This is a genomic window from Streptomyces sp. NBC_00210, assembly GCF_045160975.1.
Lineage (GTDB): Bacteria > Actinomycetota > Actinomycetes > Streptomycetales > Streptomycetaceae > Streptomyces.
This window is the reverse complement of record NZ_CP108120.1, coordinates 1,738,801-1,755,361: the sequence shown is the minus strand read 5'-3', so window position 1 is coordinate 1,755,361 and position 16,561 is coordinate 1,738,801. Positions and strand designations below refer to the sequence as shown.

The 16,561-nt window shown below is 71.0% G+C and carries 12 protein-coding genes and 2 pseudogenes; 3 read left to right on the top strand and 11 right to left on the bottom strand.

What is annotated here, in order from left to right; all coding sequences use genetic code 11:
* Position 1: 1 nt before the first annotated feature.
* The 10 genes and pseudogenes from OG729_RS07940 to OG729_RS07895 form a co-directional block, all read right to left on the bottom strand.
* The gene (locus OG729_RS07940) at positions 2-1,522 is read right to left on the bottom strand and encodes a Wzz/FepE/Etk N-terminal domain-containing protein (protein WP_360876412.1); all 1,521 of its coding nucleotides are present in this window, start codon (positions 1,520-1,522) and stop codon (positions 2-4) included.
* Positions 1,519-2,916: a Wzz/FepE/Etk N-terminal domain-containing protein gene (locus tag OG729_RS07935; RefSeq protein WP_405805158.1), complete on the bottom strand. Its 1,398-nt coding sequence runs from the start codon at positions 2,914-2,916 to the stop codon at positions 1,519-1,521. The genes OG729_RS07940 and OG729_RS07935 overlap by 4 nt, the downstream gene beginning before the upstream one ends.
* A complete protein-coding gene (locus OG729_RS07930) occupies positions 2,913-4,178 on the bottom strand; it encodes a glycosyltransferase family 4 protein (protein WP_405805156.1) in 1,266 nt (421 codons plus the stop codon). Before OG729_RS07930 ends, OG729_RS07935 begins: the two co-directional genes overlap by 4 nt.
* Positions 4,168-5,484, bottom strand: coding sequence for a nucleotide sugar dehydrogenase (locus OG729_RS07925; protein WP_405805155.1), 1,317 nt, complete (start codon positions 5,482-5,484; stop codon positions 4,168-4,170). Before OG729_RS07925 ends, OG729_RS07930 begins: the two co-directional genes overlap by 11 nt.
* Before the next feature lie 82 nt (positions 5,485-5,566).
* Entirely contained in the window at positions 5,567-7,045 is a 1,479-nt protein-coding gene (locus OG729_RS07920) for a sugar transferase (RefSeq protein ID WP_405805153.1), read from the bottom strand.
* 731 nt (positions 7,046-7,776) lie between these two features.
* A complete protein-coding gene (locus tag OG729_RS07915) occupies positions 7,777-8,766 on the bottom strand; it encodes a glycine betaine ABC transporter substrate-binding protein (RefSeq protein ID WP_405805151.1) in 990 nt (329 codons plus the stop codon).
* Positions 8,766-9,641, bottom strand: a complete 876-nt coding sequence (locus OG729_RS07910) for an ABC transporter permease (protein WP_405805149.1) — start codon at positions 9,639-9,641, stop codon at positions 8,766-8,768. Before OG729_RS07910 ends, OG729_RS07915 begins: the two co-directional genes overlap by 1 nt.
* Entirely contained in the window at positions 9,638-10,933 is a 1,296-nt protein-coding gene (locus tag OG729_RS07905) for a betaine/proline/choline family ABC transporter ATP-binding protein (protein ID WP_405805147.1), read from the bottom strand. The genes OG729_RS07910 and OG729_RS07905 overlap by 4 nt, the downstream gene beginning before the upstream one ends.
* Positions 10,926-11,573, bottom strand: coding sequence for an ABC transporter permease (locus OG729_RS07900; protein ID WP_405805146.1), 648 nt, complete (start codon positions 11,571-11,573; stop codon positions 10,926-10,928). The genes OG729_RS07905 and OG729_RS07900 overlap by 8 nt, the downstream gene beginning before the upstream one ends.
* Positions 11,574-11,631: 58 nt before the next feature.
* A pseudogene (locus OG729_RS07895) lies at positions 11,632-11,793 on the bottom strand (Lrp/AsnC family transcriptional regulator); the annotation flags it as partial.
* 470 nt (positions 11,794-12,263) lie between these two features.
* Here OG729_RS07895 and OG729_RS07890 point away from each other — a divergent pair.
* From OG729_RS07890 to OG729_RS07880, 3 genes are all read left to right on the top strand, one after another.
* On the top strand, positions 12,264-12,665 hold the full coding sequence (locus tag OG729_RS07890; protein ID WP_405805144.1) for a hypothetical protein: 402 nt from the start codon (positions 12,264-12,266) through the stop codon (positions 12,663-12,665).
* On the top strand, positions 12,662-14,782 hold the full coding sequence (locus OG729_RS07885; RefSeq protein ID WP_405805142.1) for a bifunctional polysaccharide deacetylase/glycosyltransferase family 2 protein: 2,121 nt from the start codon (positions 12,662-12,664) through the stop codon (positions 14,780-14,782). Before OG729_RS07890 ends, OG729_RS07885 begins: the two co-directional genes overlap by 4 nt.
* 94 nt (positions 14,783-14,876) lie before the next feature.
* Entirely contained in the window at positions 14,877-16,256 is a 1,380-nt protein-coding gene (locus OG729_RS07880) for an LCP family protein (RefSeq protein WP_405805141.1), read from the top strand.
* A gap of 50 nt (positions 16,257-16,306) precedes the next feature.
* Here the strand turns inward: OG729_RS07880 and OG729_RS07875 are convergent.
* Positions 16,307-16,478 (bottom strand): annotated as a pseudogene (locus OG729_RS07875) (abscisic acid-deficient protein Aba4 family protein); the annotation flags it as partial.
* Positions 16,479-16,561: the final 83 nt, after the last annotated feature.

The following is a 16,561-nucleotide window of genomic DNA, read 5'->3' as shown; positions in this document are numbered from 1 at the left end:
CCTACCGCGCCTCCTGGTCGTTGTCCGGGACCTGTGCGGCCCACATCGGCAGCCGCTCCGTCCGCCGCGGGCCCGTCCCGTTCTGCCGGTCCGGCCGCTCGGTGCGGCCGCGCAGCGCGGTGTGCAGCCCGTCCCACAGCGTGCCGTCGGTCCGGTCACGCGGATCGGGGTCGATCAGCACCACACCGATCACCGGAATGCGCTGGTCCGCGAGCTGCCGCGCCACGGTGTGCAGCCATGCGGCGCTGCCGTGCCCGGCACGCACGACGAGCACGGTCTGGGTGCCGAGGTATTGGAGGTCGGTCCACGCCGCGCCGGGTGCCACCGAGCCGACGCCGAGCCGGTGCTCCTGATGCGACACGGCCGCGGCACGCTCGCCGCTGACCACGGTTGGGTCTCCTGGCTTCGGGCGGCGGCCTGCGAGCTGCGGTCCGGGCAGACCATCGACGATGACCACTGGCCCCTCCGCCGCCAGCGCCCTGGCGACGTCCAGGGCGATCACGATCGTGCTGCGCGCACAGCCCAGTTCCAGCAGTGACACCGGCTCCGCGGAGCCGCGCACGGTTCGGGCCAGGGTCCCGGTGAGCCTTGTCCGTGCCGCCCGGGTCCGTCGGCGCTGCCACAGCCTGCCCGACCGGCGGGGCAGTTCCGCGATGACCGAGGCGCCCAGGTTCGCCGCGATGTCCCGGCGCAACACGGGGCGGTCCGCCACCACCGTGCCGACCGCGGCCAGCGCGAGCCCGACGACGAGCCCGAGGACGAGCCCGATCGCGGCGTTGGTGACAGCGGCCTTGGGCAGGGAGTGTCGCACCGCGCGCGGGGCGTCCACGATCTGCGTGCCGGCGATGACCTTGGGCGTGCCGGTGCGCGCCTCCGCGGCGCGCTGGTCGAAATCGGCGATCCGCGATGTGAGCGCGGCCCGGCGGGCGAAGAGCGACTCCATGCTCGCCGACGCCTTCGGGCCGCTCTCCGGCGATCTGTCTCCGATCGCCTCGTTGACCTGGGCGAGTTCCTTCTGCATACGGTCACGCTGGTCGAGCAGGGCCTTGGCCTCGGCCTTCGCGGCCTCCCGCATCCGCCTCACATGGTCCGCGACGAACGCGTCGGCCAGCGCCTTGGCCCGGGCCACCGCTTCCGCGTCGCTGTCACCTGTCACATCGATCTGCAGCAGGTTGTTGGTCAAGCCGGTACCCCGGTAGTCCCGCATGAAGTCTTCCGGGTCTTCCGGGGACTTGAGGGACTGCAGGGCCTTGACGGCGATCCGCGTGGTCCCCAGCAGCTCCACGTCGGTGCGGATCAGCGTTCCGGTGTCGTTCGGCTGGTCCTCCTGATGCGCGACCAGCACCTTGGTCACCGCGGCCGGCGGTGGTGGCCGCAGGACCGCCACCGCCGCGCCGACCAGCAGCCCCAGCAGCGCCACGGAGCACCAGAGGCGGCGGCGCCTGCGCACCGCCACCACCAGCGCCTGCAGGTCCAGCAGCGGAGTGGCGGCCGACGACTCCGCAGTCTTGCTCGTCGTCACACTGAACCTCCCGTCGCGTGGCCGCGAACCGCGAGCGCCCGAGTGGCCTCATCCGCAGGACGGCCGGCAGTCCGCGTCGAACGGGCTCGGACCGTGCCGGCGACGACGATGCCGACGACCTCATGCCCTGCGTCCGCACACGCCTCGGCGATGTCGGCGAGCTCCTCTGCGGTCCAGTTGCCCACGCTGAGCACGACCAGGGCACCGGACTCGGTGTCGCGGTCCGGCACCAGCGGCCGGGACACGGAAACCCCCACCACCCGCAGCATGGGGTATCCCCTGCTCGAAGAGCCTGGGGAAGGATCGTTATTGGCCTCGGCGACGAGCTGCCCGGCGGCCCTGCGGGCGATCTCGTCGCCGTCCGGTACGACAACGAGCAGCCGCCGGGGGGCCGGCAGCTGGTCCCGGAGGCGAGCGCACACCCGCCGGTAGCGGATCTGGCTGCCGGCCTCGCCGCCGGACGGCCGCGGGGTCGGTATGTCCCACCGGGTGTCGACATCCAGCAGCCGGCGGATCCAGGCCCGCGGGTCACGGCCTTGTGACCGGTGCGCGGGTCGTTCACCGGGCACGTCGACGCTACCCAGCAGCGTCGAGCCCAGCGCCGCGGCGATCTCCGCTTCGGTGCGCAGTCGGCGATTCAGCCGTGCGGCGGCGAGATGGCCGATGACCGTGAGCAGGAAGAACAGCAGCGCCCCGGCGACGATGAGCTGCATCCTCGTCGGAGCTGCCTCGCCGGTCGGCCGGGCCGCCGGCCCCATGACGACCATGTTGGCCTTGTTGGTCGCCGGGTCGGCCTCGTCCAGCTTCTTCATGGCCTCCTGCAGCGCGGTGCGCAGCTGCTCGAGCTCGGTGCGGGCCTGCACGCTCTCCACGGTCTGCCCCGGATCGGCCGCATTGGCCAGGTCGGTGATGCGGCGGCTGGTCTGCGCCACCTTCTGCCGCAGTGCCTCGGGCCCCGCCGCCGCGTCGGGGTCGGTGCTGTCGCCTGCGAGCCGCGCGGCGAATGTGACGAATTGCTGGGCCACCTGGTCGGAGAGCTGCTGCGCGCGCTCCGGGGTGTCGGCTGTACCCGAGATCTTGATGATGTTCCCGTCGGCGGCCTTGGCGCTCACTCGATCCCGCAGCTCGCCGCCGCTGACGCCCGTCCAGTCGAGCGTGGCAGCCGCGCGGTCGACCACCGCGGAACTGGTCGCGATGTCCACCTGAGTCAGCAGCCCGCGCTCGTCCCACTGCCCCGGCAGCAGTACCGATGCCGACGCCGTGTAACGCGGCGGGAGCAGCACCGAGGTGCCGTAGCCGACGAGCGCGCCCACCACGGTGAGGACGGCGAGAAGCCGCCACCGCCGACGGAGAATCCGCCCGATCGTAACCAGGCGGATCGTGTCATCGCTCAACGGCGCGGCCTCCTCGCTGACCGGTCCGGGTCGCCCGCCGGCACCGGAGCGTGGTTACGGCAGGCAGCGGCGTAGGCGGCGAGCAGCGACGCTTGCGAGTTCCGCCAGGAGAGCGGCCCGCTGATCCGCTCCTGGCCGATCTTGCCCATCCGGGCCCGCTTCTCCGGATCGTCCAGCAGCAGCGCGATGAGCTTGGCGAACTGAGCCTCGTCGTTGGCGGGCGCGTAGACGGCGGCGTCACCGGCGGAGACGCGCGCCTCCCGGAGGTCGAACGAGACGATCGGCCGCCCCATCGCCATGTACTCCAGGACCTTGTTCATGGTCGACACGTCGTTGAGCGGATTGCGCGGGTCGGGGGAAAGGCACACGTCCGCGGTGGACAGGTAGCGCACCAGGTCGGCGTCCGGAATGCGCCCGGTGAACTGCACCTGCTCGGAGAGACCGAGCCGCCGGGACAGCTCCACCATCGCGTCGAAGGCGTCGCCGGCGCCGACGAACACGGCATGCCAGTCGGTCCGCCCGAACTCGTCGCGCAGCTTCGCGAGGGCCCGCAAGGCGTAGTCGACGCCGTCCTGCGGGCCCATGACGCCGAGGTAGCACAACAGATGAGGCTTGCCGCGCTTCAACTCCGGCTCCGGCTGCACCGGTTGGAAACGGTCGATCGCGGGCGCGCTGCGCACCACGAAGACGTCCTCCGGCCGCCGGCCGCCACGGCGCAGCGCTACGTCCCGGTAGCTCTCGTTCGTGGCGAGCACGACGTCCGCGGCCCGGTAGGTCCGCCGTTCCAGCGCGCACACGGCGCGGTAGAGCAGATCCTCGCCGCGGTCGAACCGGGAGAGGTACAGCTCGGGTACCAGGTCGTGTTGGTCGAAGACGAACCGCGCCCCGCGCCGCTTCAGCCACAGTGCCGGCAGGAACAGCAGGTCGGGCGGGTTGCAGGCGTGGACCACGTCGACCGGTCCGACCCTGCGGGCCAGCCGGACCGTGTGCCACAACGCCGATCCGTACTCCCGCAGGTAGCCGGCCGGCCCTCCGGTGGCCGCGCGCAACGGGTAGCGGTGGATCCGCACCCCGTCGATCTCTGCCTCCGGCTCGGTGTCCCGCGTTGTCCCCCGGGGGCAGATGACGTGCACCGTCCAGCCCGCGTCGCGCAGCGTCGTGCACTCCTGCCACACCCGCCGGTCGAACGGCACCGACAGGTTCTCCACCAGGATCAGCGCGCGCCGGGCCGGCCCGGCGCCGCTGGTTATGTCACCAGACAAGGCCCACGTACCCCGGTTCGGCCCGGCGCGCCTCGGCGTCGGGAAGGCGGATGAGGTCGACAATCACCGGGCCGTCGCCATGGGGCAGCGCCGACAGCACGGCCGGATCCCTCGTCCCGACCAGGCACACCTCGGCATGCTCGAGCACCTCGTCGACGGACTCCGCAAGCAGCTGCGCGAGGTGCGGCAGCCGGGTCTCGATGTACTCGCGGTTCGCGCCGAGCAGCCGGGAGAGGTTCACGTTGGGGTCGTAGATCTTCAGGTCGTAACCCTTGCCGAAGAGCCTCTCCGCCAGCTCGACGAGCGGGCTCTCGCGGAGGTCGTCGGTGCCGGGTTTGAAGGACAACCCGAACAGACCCACCCGACGCTTGCCGGTGCGCTCGACCAGCTCCACCGCGCGCTGCAGATGTTCGGAGTTGGAGGGCAGCACGTGGGCGAGGATGGGCACCGAGACGTCGGCCCGCCGCGCCGCGTGGATCAGACTGCGTAGGTCCTTGGGGAGACAGGAGCCACCGAAGGCGAAGCCGGGCCGCAGGTAGGCGGGGCTGATGTTCAGCTTGCGGTCGGCCAGGAACACGTCCATCACCTGGTGCGAGTCCACCCCGAGCGCCTGGCACACCGCGCCCAGCTCGTTCGCGAAGCCGATCTTGAGGCCGTGGAACGCGTTGTCCGCATATTTGATCGCCTCGGCCGTCGGGATCGGCACCCGGAACACTTCGCTGGGCAATCCGTCGTACAGTGCCGCCACCACGTCGCCGCTTGCCGGGTCGAGCTCGCCGATGACGGTCTTGGGCGGGTCGAAGAAGTCCTGCACGCTCGTGCCCTCGCGCAGGAACTCCGGGTTGACCGCGACCCCGAAGTCCACCCCGGCCGTGCCGCCGACGTACTTCTCCAGGATCGGTACCAGCAGGTTCAGGCAGGTGCCCGGGAGCATGGTGCTGCGGAACACGACGGTCTGCCGCCCACCGCGCTCGGCTACCGCGGCACCGATCTGCTCGGTGACCCGCTCCAGGTACGTGGTGCACAGGCTGCCGTTGGGCTCCGACGGCGTACCCACGCAGATGAGCGACACCTCGCTGCCCATGATTGCCTCGCGGACGTCGCCGGTAGCGCGTAACGCTCCGGTCCGCACGACCTCGGCGATGAGCTCGCCGATCCGCTCCTCGACCACCGGGGCCTTGCCGTCGTTGACCAGGTCGACCTTCACCTGGCTCACATCCACCCCGATGACCTCGTGACCCAGGCTGGCCAGGCACGCGGCCGACACGCAGCCCACGTAGCCGAGCCCAAAGACGCTGACCCTCATGACCCGTTCCTTCCCCCAGACAGGCCCTTTTGGCCTGCCATCCGCGCGCCGACGAGACCTTTGAACTGCAGCCCCCCGCGCATCAGTAGGCCCCCTGCCCCTGAAGCACCGCACGCAGCGTCTTCCACAAGATCACTGTGTCCAGGGCGAGCGACCAGTCCTCCACGTACCGCAGATCCAGCCGGACCGCCTCGTCCCACGGCAGGTCGCTGCGTCCGCTGATCTGCCACAGGCCGGTGAGCCCGGGCTTGACCAGTAGCCGCCGCCGGATGTCCGGGCCGTACGCAGCGGACTCCTCCGGTAACGGAGGCCGCGGACCGACGAGCGACATCGAGCCGCTGAGCACGTTGAAAAGCTGCGGGAGCTCGTCGATCGAGTACCGGCGCAGCACCGCTCCCAACCGGGTCACCCGCGGATCCCGGCGGAGCTTGAACAGCAGGCCGGCGCCCTCGTTGCGGCCGGCCAGTCCGGCACGTGCCCCGTCGGCCCCGGCGACCATGGTGCGGAACTTGACTATGGTGAACTCGCGGCCGTCCTTGCCGACCCTGCGCTGGCGGTAGAAGACCCCACCCCGGCTGTCCACCAGCACGAGCAGCCCGATGAGCACCATCAGCGGCGCGAACAGCATCAGCAGGACCGCCGCGCCCATCCGGTCGACGACCTCTTTGACCGCCCGGCGGCCCCCGGTGAAGGCCGGCATGCTGACCCGCAGCAGCGGGATCCCGAGCACCGCGTCGACGTGCAGCCGCGGGCCGGCCACTTCCATCAGCACGGGCGCCACGACCATCTCGGCATCGCTGCCTTCGAGGTTCCAAGCCAGGCGCTGCAGCCGGTCCGGTGACCAGTGCGGGTCCGGTGTGACCGCGACGACACGGTAGCCGTCGAGGCGGACGTGGCCCGCGACGTCCGCCAGTCGGCCGACGACCGGCACTCCGTCCAGTTGGTCACCCTCGAGCCCGAGACCGTCCACCGTGCACACCGCATCCACCCGCCAGCCGAGGTGCGGGAACTTACGGACTCGGGTGATCAGGTCGCGCACGGTGGCCGGGCTCCCGGCAGCGAGCACCGGTCGCAGGCACCGTCCTTCCTTGCGCTGTTTGTGCAGCCAGAGACGCAGCAGATACCGCTCGGTCATGGTGGCGAGCGCGATCGCCGGGATCGCGACGAAGATCCAGAGCTTGATGTTGCGCGAGGTGAGGGCGATCCCGCCGAGCGACAGCACGACGACCGCCGTGAACAGTGAGCGTCCGAGCCGGCGGAATTCCTCGGCGCCCTGGCCGAGTACGGCCGGAGCCCACGACCGGCTCACCGCAAGCGCTCCCAGCACCAGCAGCTCGGTGCCGAAGGCGAGAATTCCCCATTTCTCGTGCCAGTTGGCCGCGTCCCGGGCCCCGAAGAAGTTGCCGATCGCCGCCACCACGAAGGCGGTGGCCACGGTATCGCTGGTGATCACCGTACGGCGGTACCGCTGCTCCCAGTCGATCGCGGGCTGGCTGATTGCCGCGTTCACCGGACGCTCGCGCGCCGATATGAGCGGGCTGACTAGTCCCCCTTGCCGCACAGAACCCCCCAGGTCCCCAGTGGTTCGACGTGTTCGCCTAACACTGCCCCTCCCCTCGGGAGGCCCCCGCCCCCCGCACTGTTCCTGCTCTCGGGAGGCCCCCGCCCCCCGCGCCGCGCTGTTCCTCCCTCCGGGAGGACCCTGCCCTCCGCGAATGACATACCGGCTATTGCAGCGCTACTTGAACACCCCACGCAGGCGGCAGCGGACTCGCATGTCCTGCCGGAGTCTCGAGGTGCGCGGGAACCCGTCGAAACCTCGGGTGCTCCCCACACCCAAGGCCCCTGATCACCCCCAAGTCTGGCGCCGGGGACGCGACTGCTGGCTCTCCGTAGCGCCGGACCTATAGATCATCATTTGTCGCCTCGTGTCCAAGCATCTGAAGCGAAGCACGGTCAATCTAGACCATCGGGGCCCGCCTGAAGAGGGGTGTGTGTGCAATTTGTGCGCAAGCTTTGAAGGTGCATCCACCGATGGGTGGCCGCCTGCGGGGCCTTGACGACGGAGACGTGCCTTGTGACCTGTGATGACGGGATTTCTCCGGGCTGCCGGCACCGGTAACCCCGAGGCGTCCCGGCACTGCCGGCTGGGGCGCGCACAGGGCATGTGGCGCCGTGCGCCGAGGGTGCGTGCCGGGCGGCGCGCAACCCGGCACGTGCACCGTCGTGCCGTGAACTCTTCGGGGCGGTGAGCCGGTTGTGATGGAGCTCAACCTGGGGCGAAGCCGTCTGTCAGCCCTCCCGGATGAAGCCCTCCCGCACCAGCCAGTCCTTCGCCACCTCGTGCGGGTCCTCCCCGTCCACGTCCACCCGCGCGTTCAGCCGCTGGGCCTCCGCCCCCGTCAGCCGCTTGGTGATCGGGGCGAGGACTTCGGCGATGGCGGGGTACTTTCTCATCGTGGCGCTGTTCATCTCGGGTGCCGCGTTGTAGTTGGGGAAGAAGTGCCGGTCGTCCTCCAGCACCTTCAGCTCGAGTTCCGGAATGCGGCCGTCGGTGGTGGCCGCCACGCCGAGGGTGCAGGCGGCGCCCTTGGCGACCTGAATGTAGACGATGCCGTCGTCCATCTTTTTGAAGTTCCCGCGCCGGAGGGCGAATCCGTACGTCTTCGCCACGCCCGGCAGGCCGTCCTCGCGCACCGAGAACTCGCTTCCGCCGCAGATCGTCGCCGCGCCCGGGTCCTTCTTCGTCAGACGTGCCACGTCGGAGAGAGTGCGCAGCCGGTACTTCTGCGCATTCGCCCGGTTCGCGACCAGCGCGTAGGTGTTGTTGAGCGCGGCGGCGGGCAGCCAGGTGATGCCGTTGCGGCGGTCCTCCTCGCGTACGGCCTCCCACTGCTCGTACGGGTCGACGACCGGCTTGGTGTGACCGAGGTAGGTGATCCAGGCCGTGCCCGTGTACTCGTACATCCCGTCCGCCGCACCGGACTTGACCGCCTCGCGGGCACCGATCGAGCCCTGGATGTTCGTCCGGTCCAGGACTTCCGCGCCGGCCGCTTTGAAGGCCAGCCCCATGATCTGGCCCAGGATGATCTGCTCGGTGAACTCCTTGGAGGTCACGGTCAGTTGGGCACCCTCCAGCGGTCGCCCCTTCCCGATGGAGCCGGGCTGCACCGAGTCGGCCAGCGGGCTGCCGCTGGTCAGTCCGCAGCCGCTCAGGCCCCCGGCGGCGAGCAGCAGGGCGCCCGCGCCCGCGACGGCCGTCCGTACCCGGGTCAGGCGCATCAGTCCACCTCCAGGCCGCGTGGGCGCAGCAGCAACTCGACGAGCATCCCCAGCCAGTCGACGATCAGCGCCATGGCGACCGTCAGTACGGAGCCGAGCACCAGCACCGGCATGCGCTGGTTGGTGATGCCGGAGGAGATCAGGTCCCCGAGTCCTCCTCCGCCGCCGAAGGTGGCCAGCGTCGCGGTGCCGACGTTCAGCACGAGCGCGGTCCGTACGCCCGCCAGGATCAGCGGTACGGCCAGGGGCAGTTCGACCCGGAACAGCACCAGCAGCGGCGACATCCCGATGCCGCGCGCCGCCTCCACGAGTGCCGGGTCGGTGGCCCTCAGGCCGGCCACGGTGTTGCTCAGCACCGGCAGCACCGCGAATGCCACGATGCCGACCAGGGCGGCTCGTTGGCCGATGCCGAGCCAGATCACCAGCAGCGCCAGCAGGCCAAGGGCCGGGGTCGCCTGGCCGATGTTGGCCGCCGCGACGAACGGCGGTGCGGCCCGGCGCAGGACCCCGCGCGTCAGCGCGATGCCCAGCGGGATCGCGATGATGAGCACGAAGAAGGTCGAGATCGCGACGAGTTCGGTCTGCTGGAGGAGTGCGGTGCGCACGGCGCCGTCTGCGAGGGCGTTCCTGGCGATCGAGTCCAGCTCGGTGGTGCGGAGATACAGCGCGGTGGCGCCGAGGACGACCGCGACGAAGGCCGGCAGCGTCACCAGCTTCTGCCAGGTGATACGGGGCGGGACCCGGTCCAGTGCGGCGAGCCGGGTCACGGGCTCGTCATCCCCTGGCCCTGGAGCCGGCCCCGGGGCCGGGGACCCGTAACGGGCCTCGGGAGCGGCTCCACCACCGGCCCCGACATCGACCTCGCTCCGGCTCACGCGGGCTCACCCCGGCCGGTCGGCCGAGCCTTCTCGGCTCCCCGCTCGCCCGGCGCCCCGTGCATCGCGTTCAGCAGTGTCGACATGTCCACCACGCCGGTGTACGCGCCGTCCTGTCCTGTGACCGCGACGCGGCCCGCACCGTCGGCCAGCAGCGCCTCCAGCGCGTCCCGCAGCGTCATGTCCAACCCGATCCGGCTCCGTACGGGGGTGCCCGCCGACAACGGCAGTGGCTCTCCGGCGGGTTGCGCACTCCGGGCGCGTGTCAGATCCTCGCGTCGCAGCCAGGAGCGCGGGCGCCGCTCCCGGTCCAGTAGCAGCAGGTGGTCGGCGGAGGCGGAGCCCGCGTCCAGCAGGTGCAGGGCGGTCTCGAGCGGGTCGTCGACGGTGGCGGTCGGGACGTCGGCGAGCTCCACCTCCCGTACGCGCTTGAGGTGCAGCCGCTTCACCCCGGCTCCCGCGCCCACGAAACCGGCGACGAAGTCGTCCGCCGGACTGGCCAGGATCGCTTCCGGAGTGTCGAACTGGGCGATGTGCGACCGGTCGCGCAGCACCGCGATCCGGTCGCCGACCTTGATGGCCTCGTCGAAGTCGTGCGTGACGAAGACGATCGTCTTGCGTAACTCGCGCTGCAACCGGATGAGTTGGTCCTGCAGGCGCTCGCGGGTGATGGGGTCGACGGCCCCGAACGGCTCGTCCATCAGCAGCACGGGCGGGTCGGCCGCGAGCGCCCGCGCCACCCCCACCCGCTGCTGCTGGCCGCCGGAGAGCTGGCGCGGATAGCGGCCGCGGAACTCCCCGGGATCCAGCCCGACCAGTTCGAGCATCTCCTCGACCCGGTCCCGTACCTTCGCCCGCGGCCAGCCGGCCATCTTCGGTACGAGCGCGATGTTCTGGGCGACGGTCATGTGCGGGAAGAGGCCCGTGGCCTGGATGGCGTAGCCGATGGTGCGGCGGAGCGCCACGGGGTCGATACCGGTGACGTCCTCGCCGCCGATGGTGATCCGCCCCGAGGTCGGCTCGATCAGCCGGTTGATCATCTTGAGGGTGGTGCTCTTGCCGCAGCCCGAGGGCCCCACAAGGATCACGGTTTCGCCGGCCGCGACATCCAGGGTCACGTCCTCCACGGCCGGGGCTTGGCTGTCCCGATAGCGCTTGGTGAGGTTGTCCAGCCGGATACTCGCGCCGGCGGCGGCCGGCCGGTCGGGCCCGGCGGATCGGGCGGATCCGCCGGGGCCTGCGGCGCCGGACGTAGGGGAGGTCGGTTCGACGATTTCGGCAGAGTCAGCCACGGATCCCCCGTGAGATGGTGAGCCGTCCGATCAGCACGTACCCGGCGTCGAACAGCAGGGCCAGGACGACGATTCCGAGCGTCCCCGAAAGTACTTCGTTGAGCGCGTTCGCACTGCCCAGGCTGGAGATCCCACGGAAGATCTGGTTGCCGAGCCCGGGCCCCGAGGCGAAGGCCGCGATCGCCGCGATGCCCATCAGCATCTGGGTCGCCACCCGGACACCGGTGAGGATCGGCGGCCAGGCGAGGGGCAGTTCGACCCTGAGCAGCTGGGCGAACCGTGACATCCCCATGCCCTTGGCGGCCTCGACGAGGGCCGGGTCGACTCCGCGCAACCCGACGACCGCGTTACGGACCACGGGCAGCAGCCCGTACAGCGTCAGCGCGATGACGGTCGGCGCGACGCCGAGGCCGACGACCGGGACGAGCAGGCCGAGCAGAGCCAGGGAGGGGACGGTGAGGATGCTTGCGGTCGTGGTGATCGCGAGGTTTCCCGCCCACTCGGTGCGGTAGGTGAGGACGCCGATCAAGACCCCGAGCACCGTGGCGACGACCATGCACTGGAAGACGGCGCTGGCGTGCTGACAGGCGTCCACCAGCAGCTGCTGGTAGCGGGTGCCCAGATACTCCCAGAAGCTCACTTCTCGGTCCCTTCCTCAAGGCCGGTCCTCCAGCGGTCAGCGGTCCATACGGCGCCTGCCGCGACGCCTGGCGCACCAGTGGGGTGATCCGGAGCGGCACCGGATTCTCCAACGTGATCGCCGTCGAGGCCCGCACGATGCCATCGAACCCCACCATCCTGTCGATCACGCGCTGCAAGTCGGCATTCGAGCGTGCCACCAAACGGCACAGCATGTCACCACCGCGTCGGCGGCGAGGAGTACTTGGGCCGCGCCCGACGGGCGATGTCGAAGGCCAGGACGGCCCGTTGCCGTGCCGCCCGGGTGACCGCCCGCCCGTTCGGGGGTGCCCGACACCGTCCGCCCGAGTTAGGGTCGGGGGCTGGGTGATGGCTGACGGCCGCACCCTGGCCTCCCGGCCCTTGTGAGGGCACATGCGTACGTGGTCTTTCCGGCCCCACCCGGGAAGGGCGCATGGCATGCGCACGTACGGGAACCCTCCGTACGCGCCGGGCACCGGGATGCGGCTCCGACGTCTCACGGGCACTACAGCGGACCCCGGGTCCGTACCCCCCACACAAAGAGTCGCGCGTGCGCGGCCGCAGATCAGGAGCACCAGTGCAGGGCATCCCCCACATAGCCAGCACACCACACGGCGGGCGATTGTCGTCCGTACCCCCTGCCCGCAGGGAGCAGCACACGGGGCGGGACATGACGCAGCGCATGCCGCACCGGGTGGCGCCTCGCGTGACCTCGGTGGCACAACGTCCCCAGGCCGTCGCCCCCCAACTCCCCATCTTCATCGACCAGTCGGGCTGGCGCAGGCGGACGCTGCAAGGGGTGGCGCTGGCCGTGGGCTGCGCCTGCCTCGGGTATCTGCTGTTCGTCGGCACGCTGATCAGCGGACTCCGGCAGCCCGTCGGCACGCACCCGCCGAGTACGAACGGACCAGCGCCTTCCGGCCCGGACACCGGCAAGGCGCCGCACGGCCCCGGCGCACCGGCCCGAGCAGAGGCCCACCGGCCAGCGGCCAGGGCCCACGCGGACCGGGACGACCGCCGCCGCCCGCCGGCCGGCAGATCCGTTCCGTCGGCCGGAGGCCTGAAGCAGTGAGCCGGCGCGCCGCTGTTCGCCGCCCGCCGCGCGGACACTGGCTCGTCCTCCTGCTGGTTCTCCTGGTGGTCGCCGTCACTCTCCTCTTCGAGGGCTGGACGACGCACCAGGTCGACGCCGCGCGCGCCAAGCCGCCGTGCACCCGGCCGATCCCGCGCGAGGCGGACGACGGGAAACCGCTGCTGCGGTTCGGCCCAACGGGGGTCACCACCGCGGCCATGCCGCCGGGGACCGCCGCGCTCACTTTCGACGGCGGGCCCGACCCGGTGTGGACGCCGCGCCTGCTCGACCTGCTGCGCAGGCACCACGCGCGGGCGACCTTCTTCGTCTACGGGAAGGACGCGGCCCGGCACCCGGAGCTGATGCGGCGGATCCTGTACGAGGGCCACGAGATCGGCTCGTACACCTACAGCGGCGGCGACCTCGGTGTCGCCTCGCCGCTGCGCGCGCGCCTTGAACTGTCGCTCACCCAGACCGCTTTCGCGGGTGCGGTCGGCATCAACACCACCCTGCTGCGGCTGCCGCACACCACGGCCGCGGAAACGCTCTGCGGCGCCGAGTGGCCGGCCGCGAAGCGCGCGGCGGCGCAGGGGTACCTGGTGGTCGCCTCGGACCACAAGGACCGCAAGCCGTGGCGGGGCGTGGTGACGCAGCACAGCCAGACCGATCTGGGCTACCACGAGGCCGAGGAACTGCTGCGGGACCGCAGCGTGAAACGGTTCACCACCGTCAGCGGCGGCCTTGAACGTCCCTCCTTCATCGACCAGGTCCCGGTCGCCCAGGAGATCAAGGGCGAGGGCCTGATCTGGTCACAGCGACTCGGGCACGCCTTCCTCACCGTGATGGTGTGGACGCTGACCCTCACGGGCGTGCTCGGCGTCCTGCGGATGCTCCTGTTCTCGGTGTTCGCCCGGCTCCACGTGCGCAGGCTGCACCGGTACCGGCCCGGCGCACCACGGCTGCGCGAGGTGCGGGAGCCGGTGACGGTCCTGGTGCCCGCGTACAACGAGGAGGCCGGCATCGCCTCCACCGTGTACTCGCTGCTCGCCTCCACCCACCCGCACGTGCAGATCATCGTGATCGACGACGGCTCGACCGACGCCACCGCCGACATCGCTGAGGACATCGACGACCCGCGGGTGACGGTGATCCGGCAGCCCAACGGCGGCAAGCCCAGCGCCCTCAACACCGGCCTGGCGCACGCCGGGCACGACATCGTCGTCATGGTCGATGCGGACACCATCTTCGAACCCGAGGCGCTGGCCCGGCTGGTCCAGCCGCTCGCCCACCCGGCGGTCGGTGCGGTCAGCGGCAACACCAAGGTCGGCAACCGGCGCCGCCTGCTGGGTAAATGGCAGCACTTGGAGTACGTCCTCGGCTTCAACCTCGACCGGCGGATGTTCGAGGTCCTGGAGTGCATGCCGACGGTGCCGGGGGCGATCGGCGCCTTCCGCAGGGACGCGCTGATGGGCGTCGGCGGCGTCAGCGACGAGACCCTGGCCGAGGACACCGACCTCACGATGGCGCTCTGGCGGGCCGGCTGGCGCGTCGTCTACGAGGAGTCGGCGGTCGCCTGGACCGAAGTGCCCAGTACCGTGCGGCAGTTGTGGCGTCAGCGCTACCGCTGGTGCTACGGCACCCTCCAGTCGATGTGGAAGCACCGTCACGCGGTGACGGAGGTCGGCCCCGCCGGACGCTTCGGCCGTCGTGTGCTGCTCTACGTCACGCTGTTCCAGATCGTGCTGCCGCTGTGTGCACCGGTTGTGGACATGTTCGCCCTGTTCGGGGCGCTGTTCCGCGACCCCTTGGAGGCCGCCCTCGTCTGGTTCGGGTTCCTCGCCGTCCAGTTGGTCACCGCCGCGTACGCGCTGCGGCTCGACCGCGAACGGCTGCGCGTGCTGTGGGTGCTGCCGCTCCAGCAGTTCGTCTACCGGCAGTTGATGTACCTGGTGGTCATCCACTCCATGACCACGGCGCTGCTCGGCACCCGACTGAAGTGGCACAGCATGAAGCGCACCGGAACCGCCGACCCCTATCTGCTCGAAATGCCGTCCGGGGAGACGTCCGGAGATCCGCTCGACGAGCCGCCCCCGCGGCGGAGCCTGTCGTCGCAGTGATCCAGGTGTGGGATGGGACGGGAGGGGCGGGAGGCGGCGGGAGGGGAACCGGCGAGCGGCCGCGCGAGTCGGACCTGGGACATGACCAAGGGAGTTGACCATGACAGACCCGCTTGACCAGCGGGCCGGACGCACCATACCCACGGGGGAGTACGGCTGGAACGGCGACGCCGGGAGCCGTCCCGTGCGCCGGGGGCGGGTGCAGATGACGGGCGAGCTGTGGCGCCCGGAGCCAGGGGCCGGGCGGGGGCCGACACCCGGCCCGGAGTCGTACGCTGCGCCGGATCCGTACGCCGGCCAGGGGCCGTACGCCGATCCGGAGCTGTACGCCGATCCGGATCCGTACGCGGCCCGGGAAGGCTCCACCGCTCGTGAGCGGTTCGCCGAACGCCCCAGCTCCCGCTACGGGCCCCGGCGCGCCCACGCCCGGCGGCCGAAGAAGCGCAGGAGGCTGCGGCGGGCGGTGTTCGTCCTGCTGGCCGTTGTGGTCGTCGCGGTGGGCGGCACGTACGGCTGGGCCGACACCCGGCTCCAACGTGACGTCGACCTCGGAGCGTACGGGGACCGTCCGCCGCCCGGCGAGGGCACCAACTACCTCATCGTGGGCTCGGACAGCCGCGACGGGCTCTCGCCGGACGACGTGAAGGACCTGCACGCCGGCGGGGGCGGCGGGCGGCGCACCGACTCGATGATGCTGCTGCACACCGGGGCCCACGGAACCAGCATGGTCAGCCTGCCGCGCGACTCCTGGATCACCGTGCCCGGCCGCCTCGACACATCGACGGGCAAGACCAAGCGGCCCGAGGGGGACAAACTGAACGCCGCTTTCTCCTACGGCGGCCCCGAACTGCTGGTGCACACCGTCGAGAAGAACACCGGGCTGCGCATCGACCACTATGCGGAGATCGGCTTCGCCGGGTTCGTGAACATCGTTGACGCCATCGGCGGCGTTCGCATGTGCCTGGACCGGGACATCAAGGACGAGAAGTCGGGCGCCGACCTGCGCAAGGGCTGTCACACCCTGAACGGCAAGCAGGCGCTCGCCTTCGTCCGCCAGCGGCACCAGGAGAAGGAGGGCGATCTGGGCCGGTCGAGGAACCAGCAGAAGTTCCTGTCGACCCTCGCCCACCAGGCCGCCCGTCCCGGCACCCTCTTCGACCCGCTGGAGATCGGTCCGGCCATGCAGGCCGGGCTCGACACGCTCATCGTCGACAAGGGCATGAGCCTGCGCGATCTCAGCAGGGTGTTCCGCGCCGTGCAGAGCGTCTCGGGCGGACTCGGCAAGCAGATCAACGTGCCCGTGTCCGGCATCGGCGTCCCCACGCCCAAGGGCAACGTACTGAAGTGGGACGCCAAGAAGTCGTCCCGGCTCTTCGACGACCTGCGGCACGACCGGCCGGTGACGGAGACGGGGGAGACGTCCCGGCACCGCCAGCGGCACCCGTCCTCCGGAGCGGCGAGGCCGGTGCCGTAGGTCCTGTCGTCAGGCGTTCCGTGGCACCGGGGCGGGGCCGTCAGCCGCGCGCCGTCGCGTGACGACCGCTCGCGGAATCCGTCGAGGTCCGGGCTGCTGACCGCAGCCCGGAGTTCGGGGAAGACGGGAACGGCCATGGCCAGATGGAGCGTCAGGGGGGAGGACGGTCAGAGGGGAGGCGGCGACACGGTCGGTCGGCCGCCACCCGGGCGCGAAGATCATGGACAGTCAGACTACGGCTGGGACCGATGGTCCGACATCCCTGCGCTCTGCGCGACGGACCCCGACGATGCCCTCGACCTCTA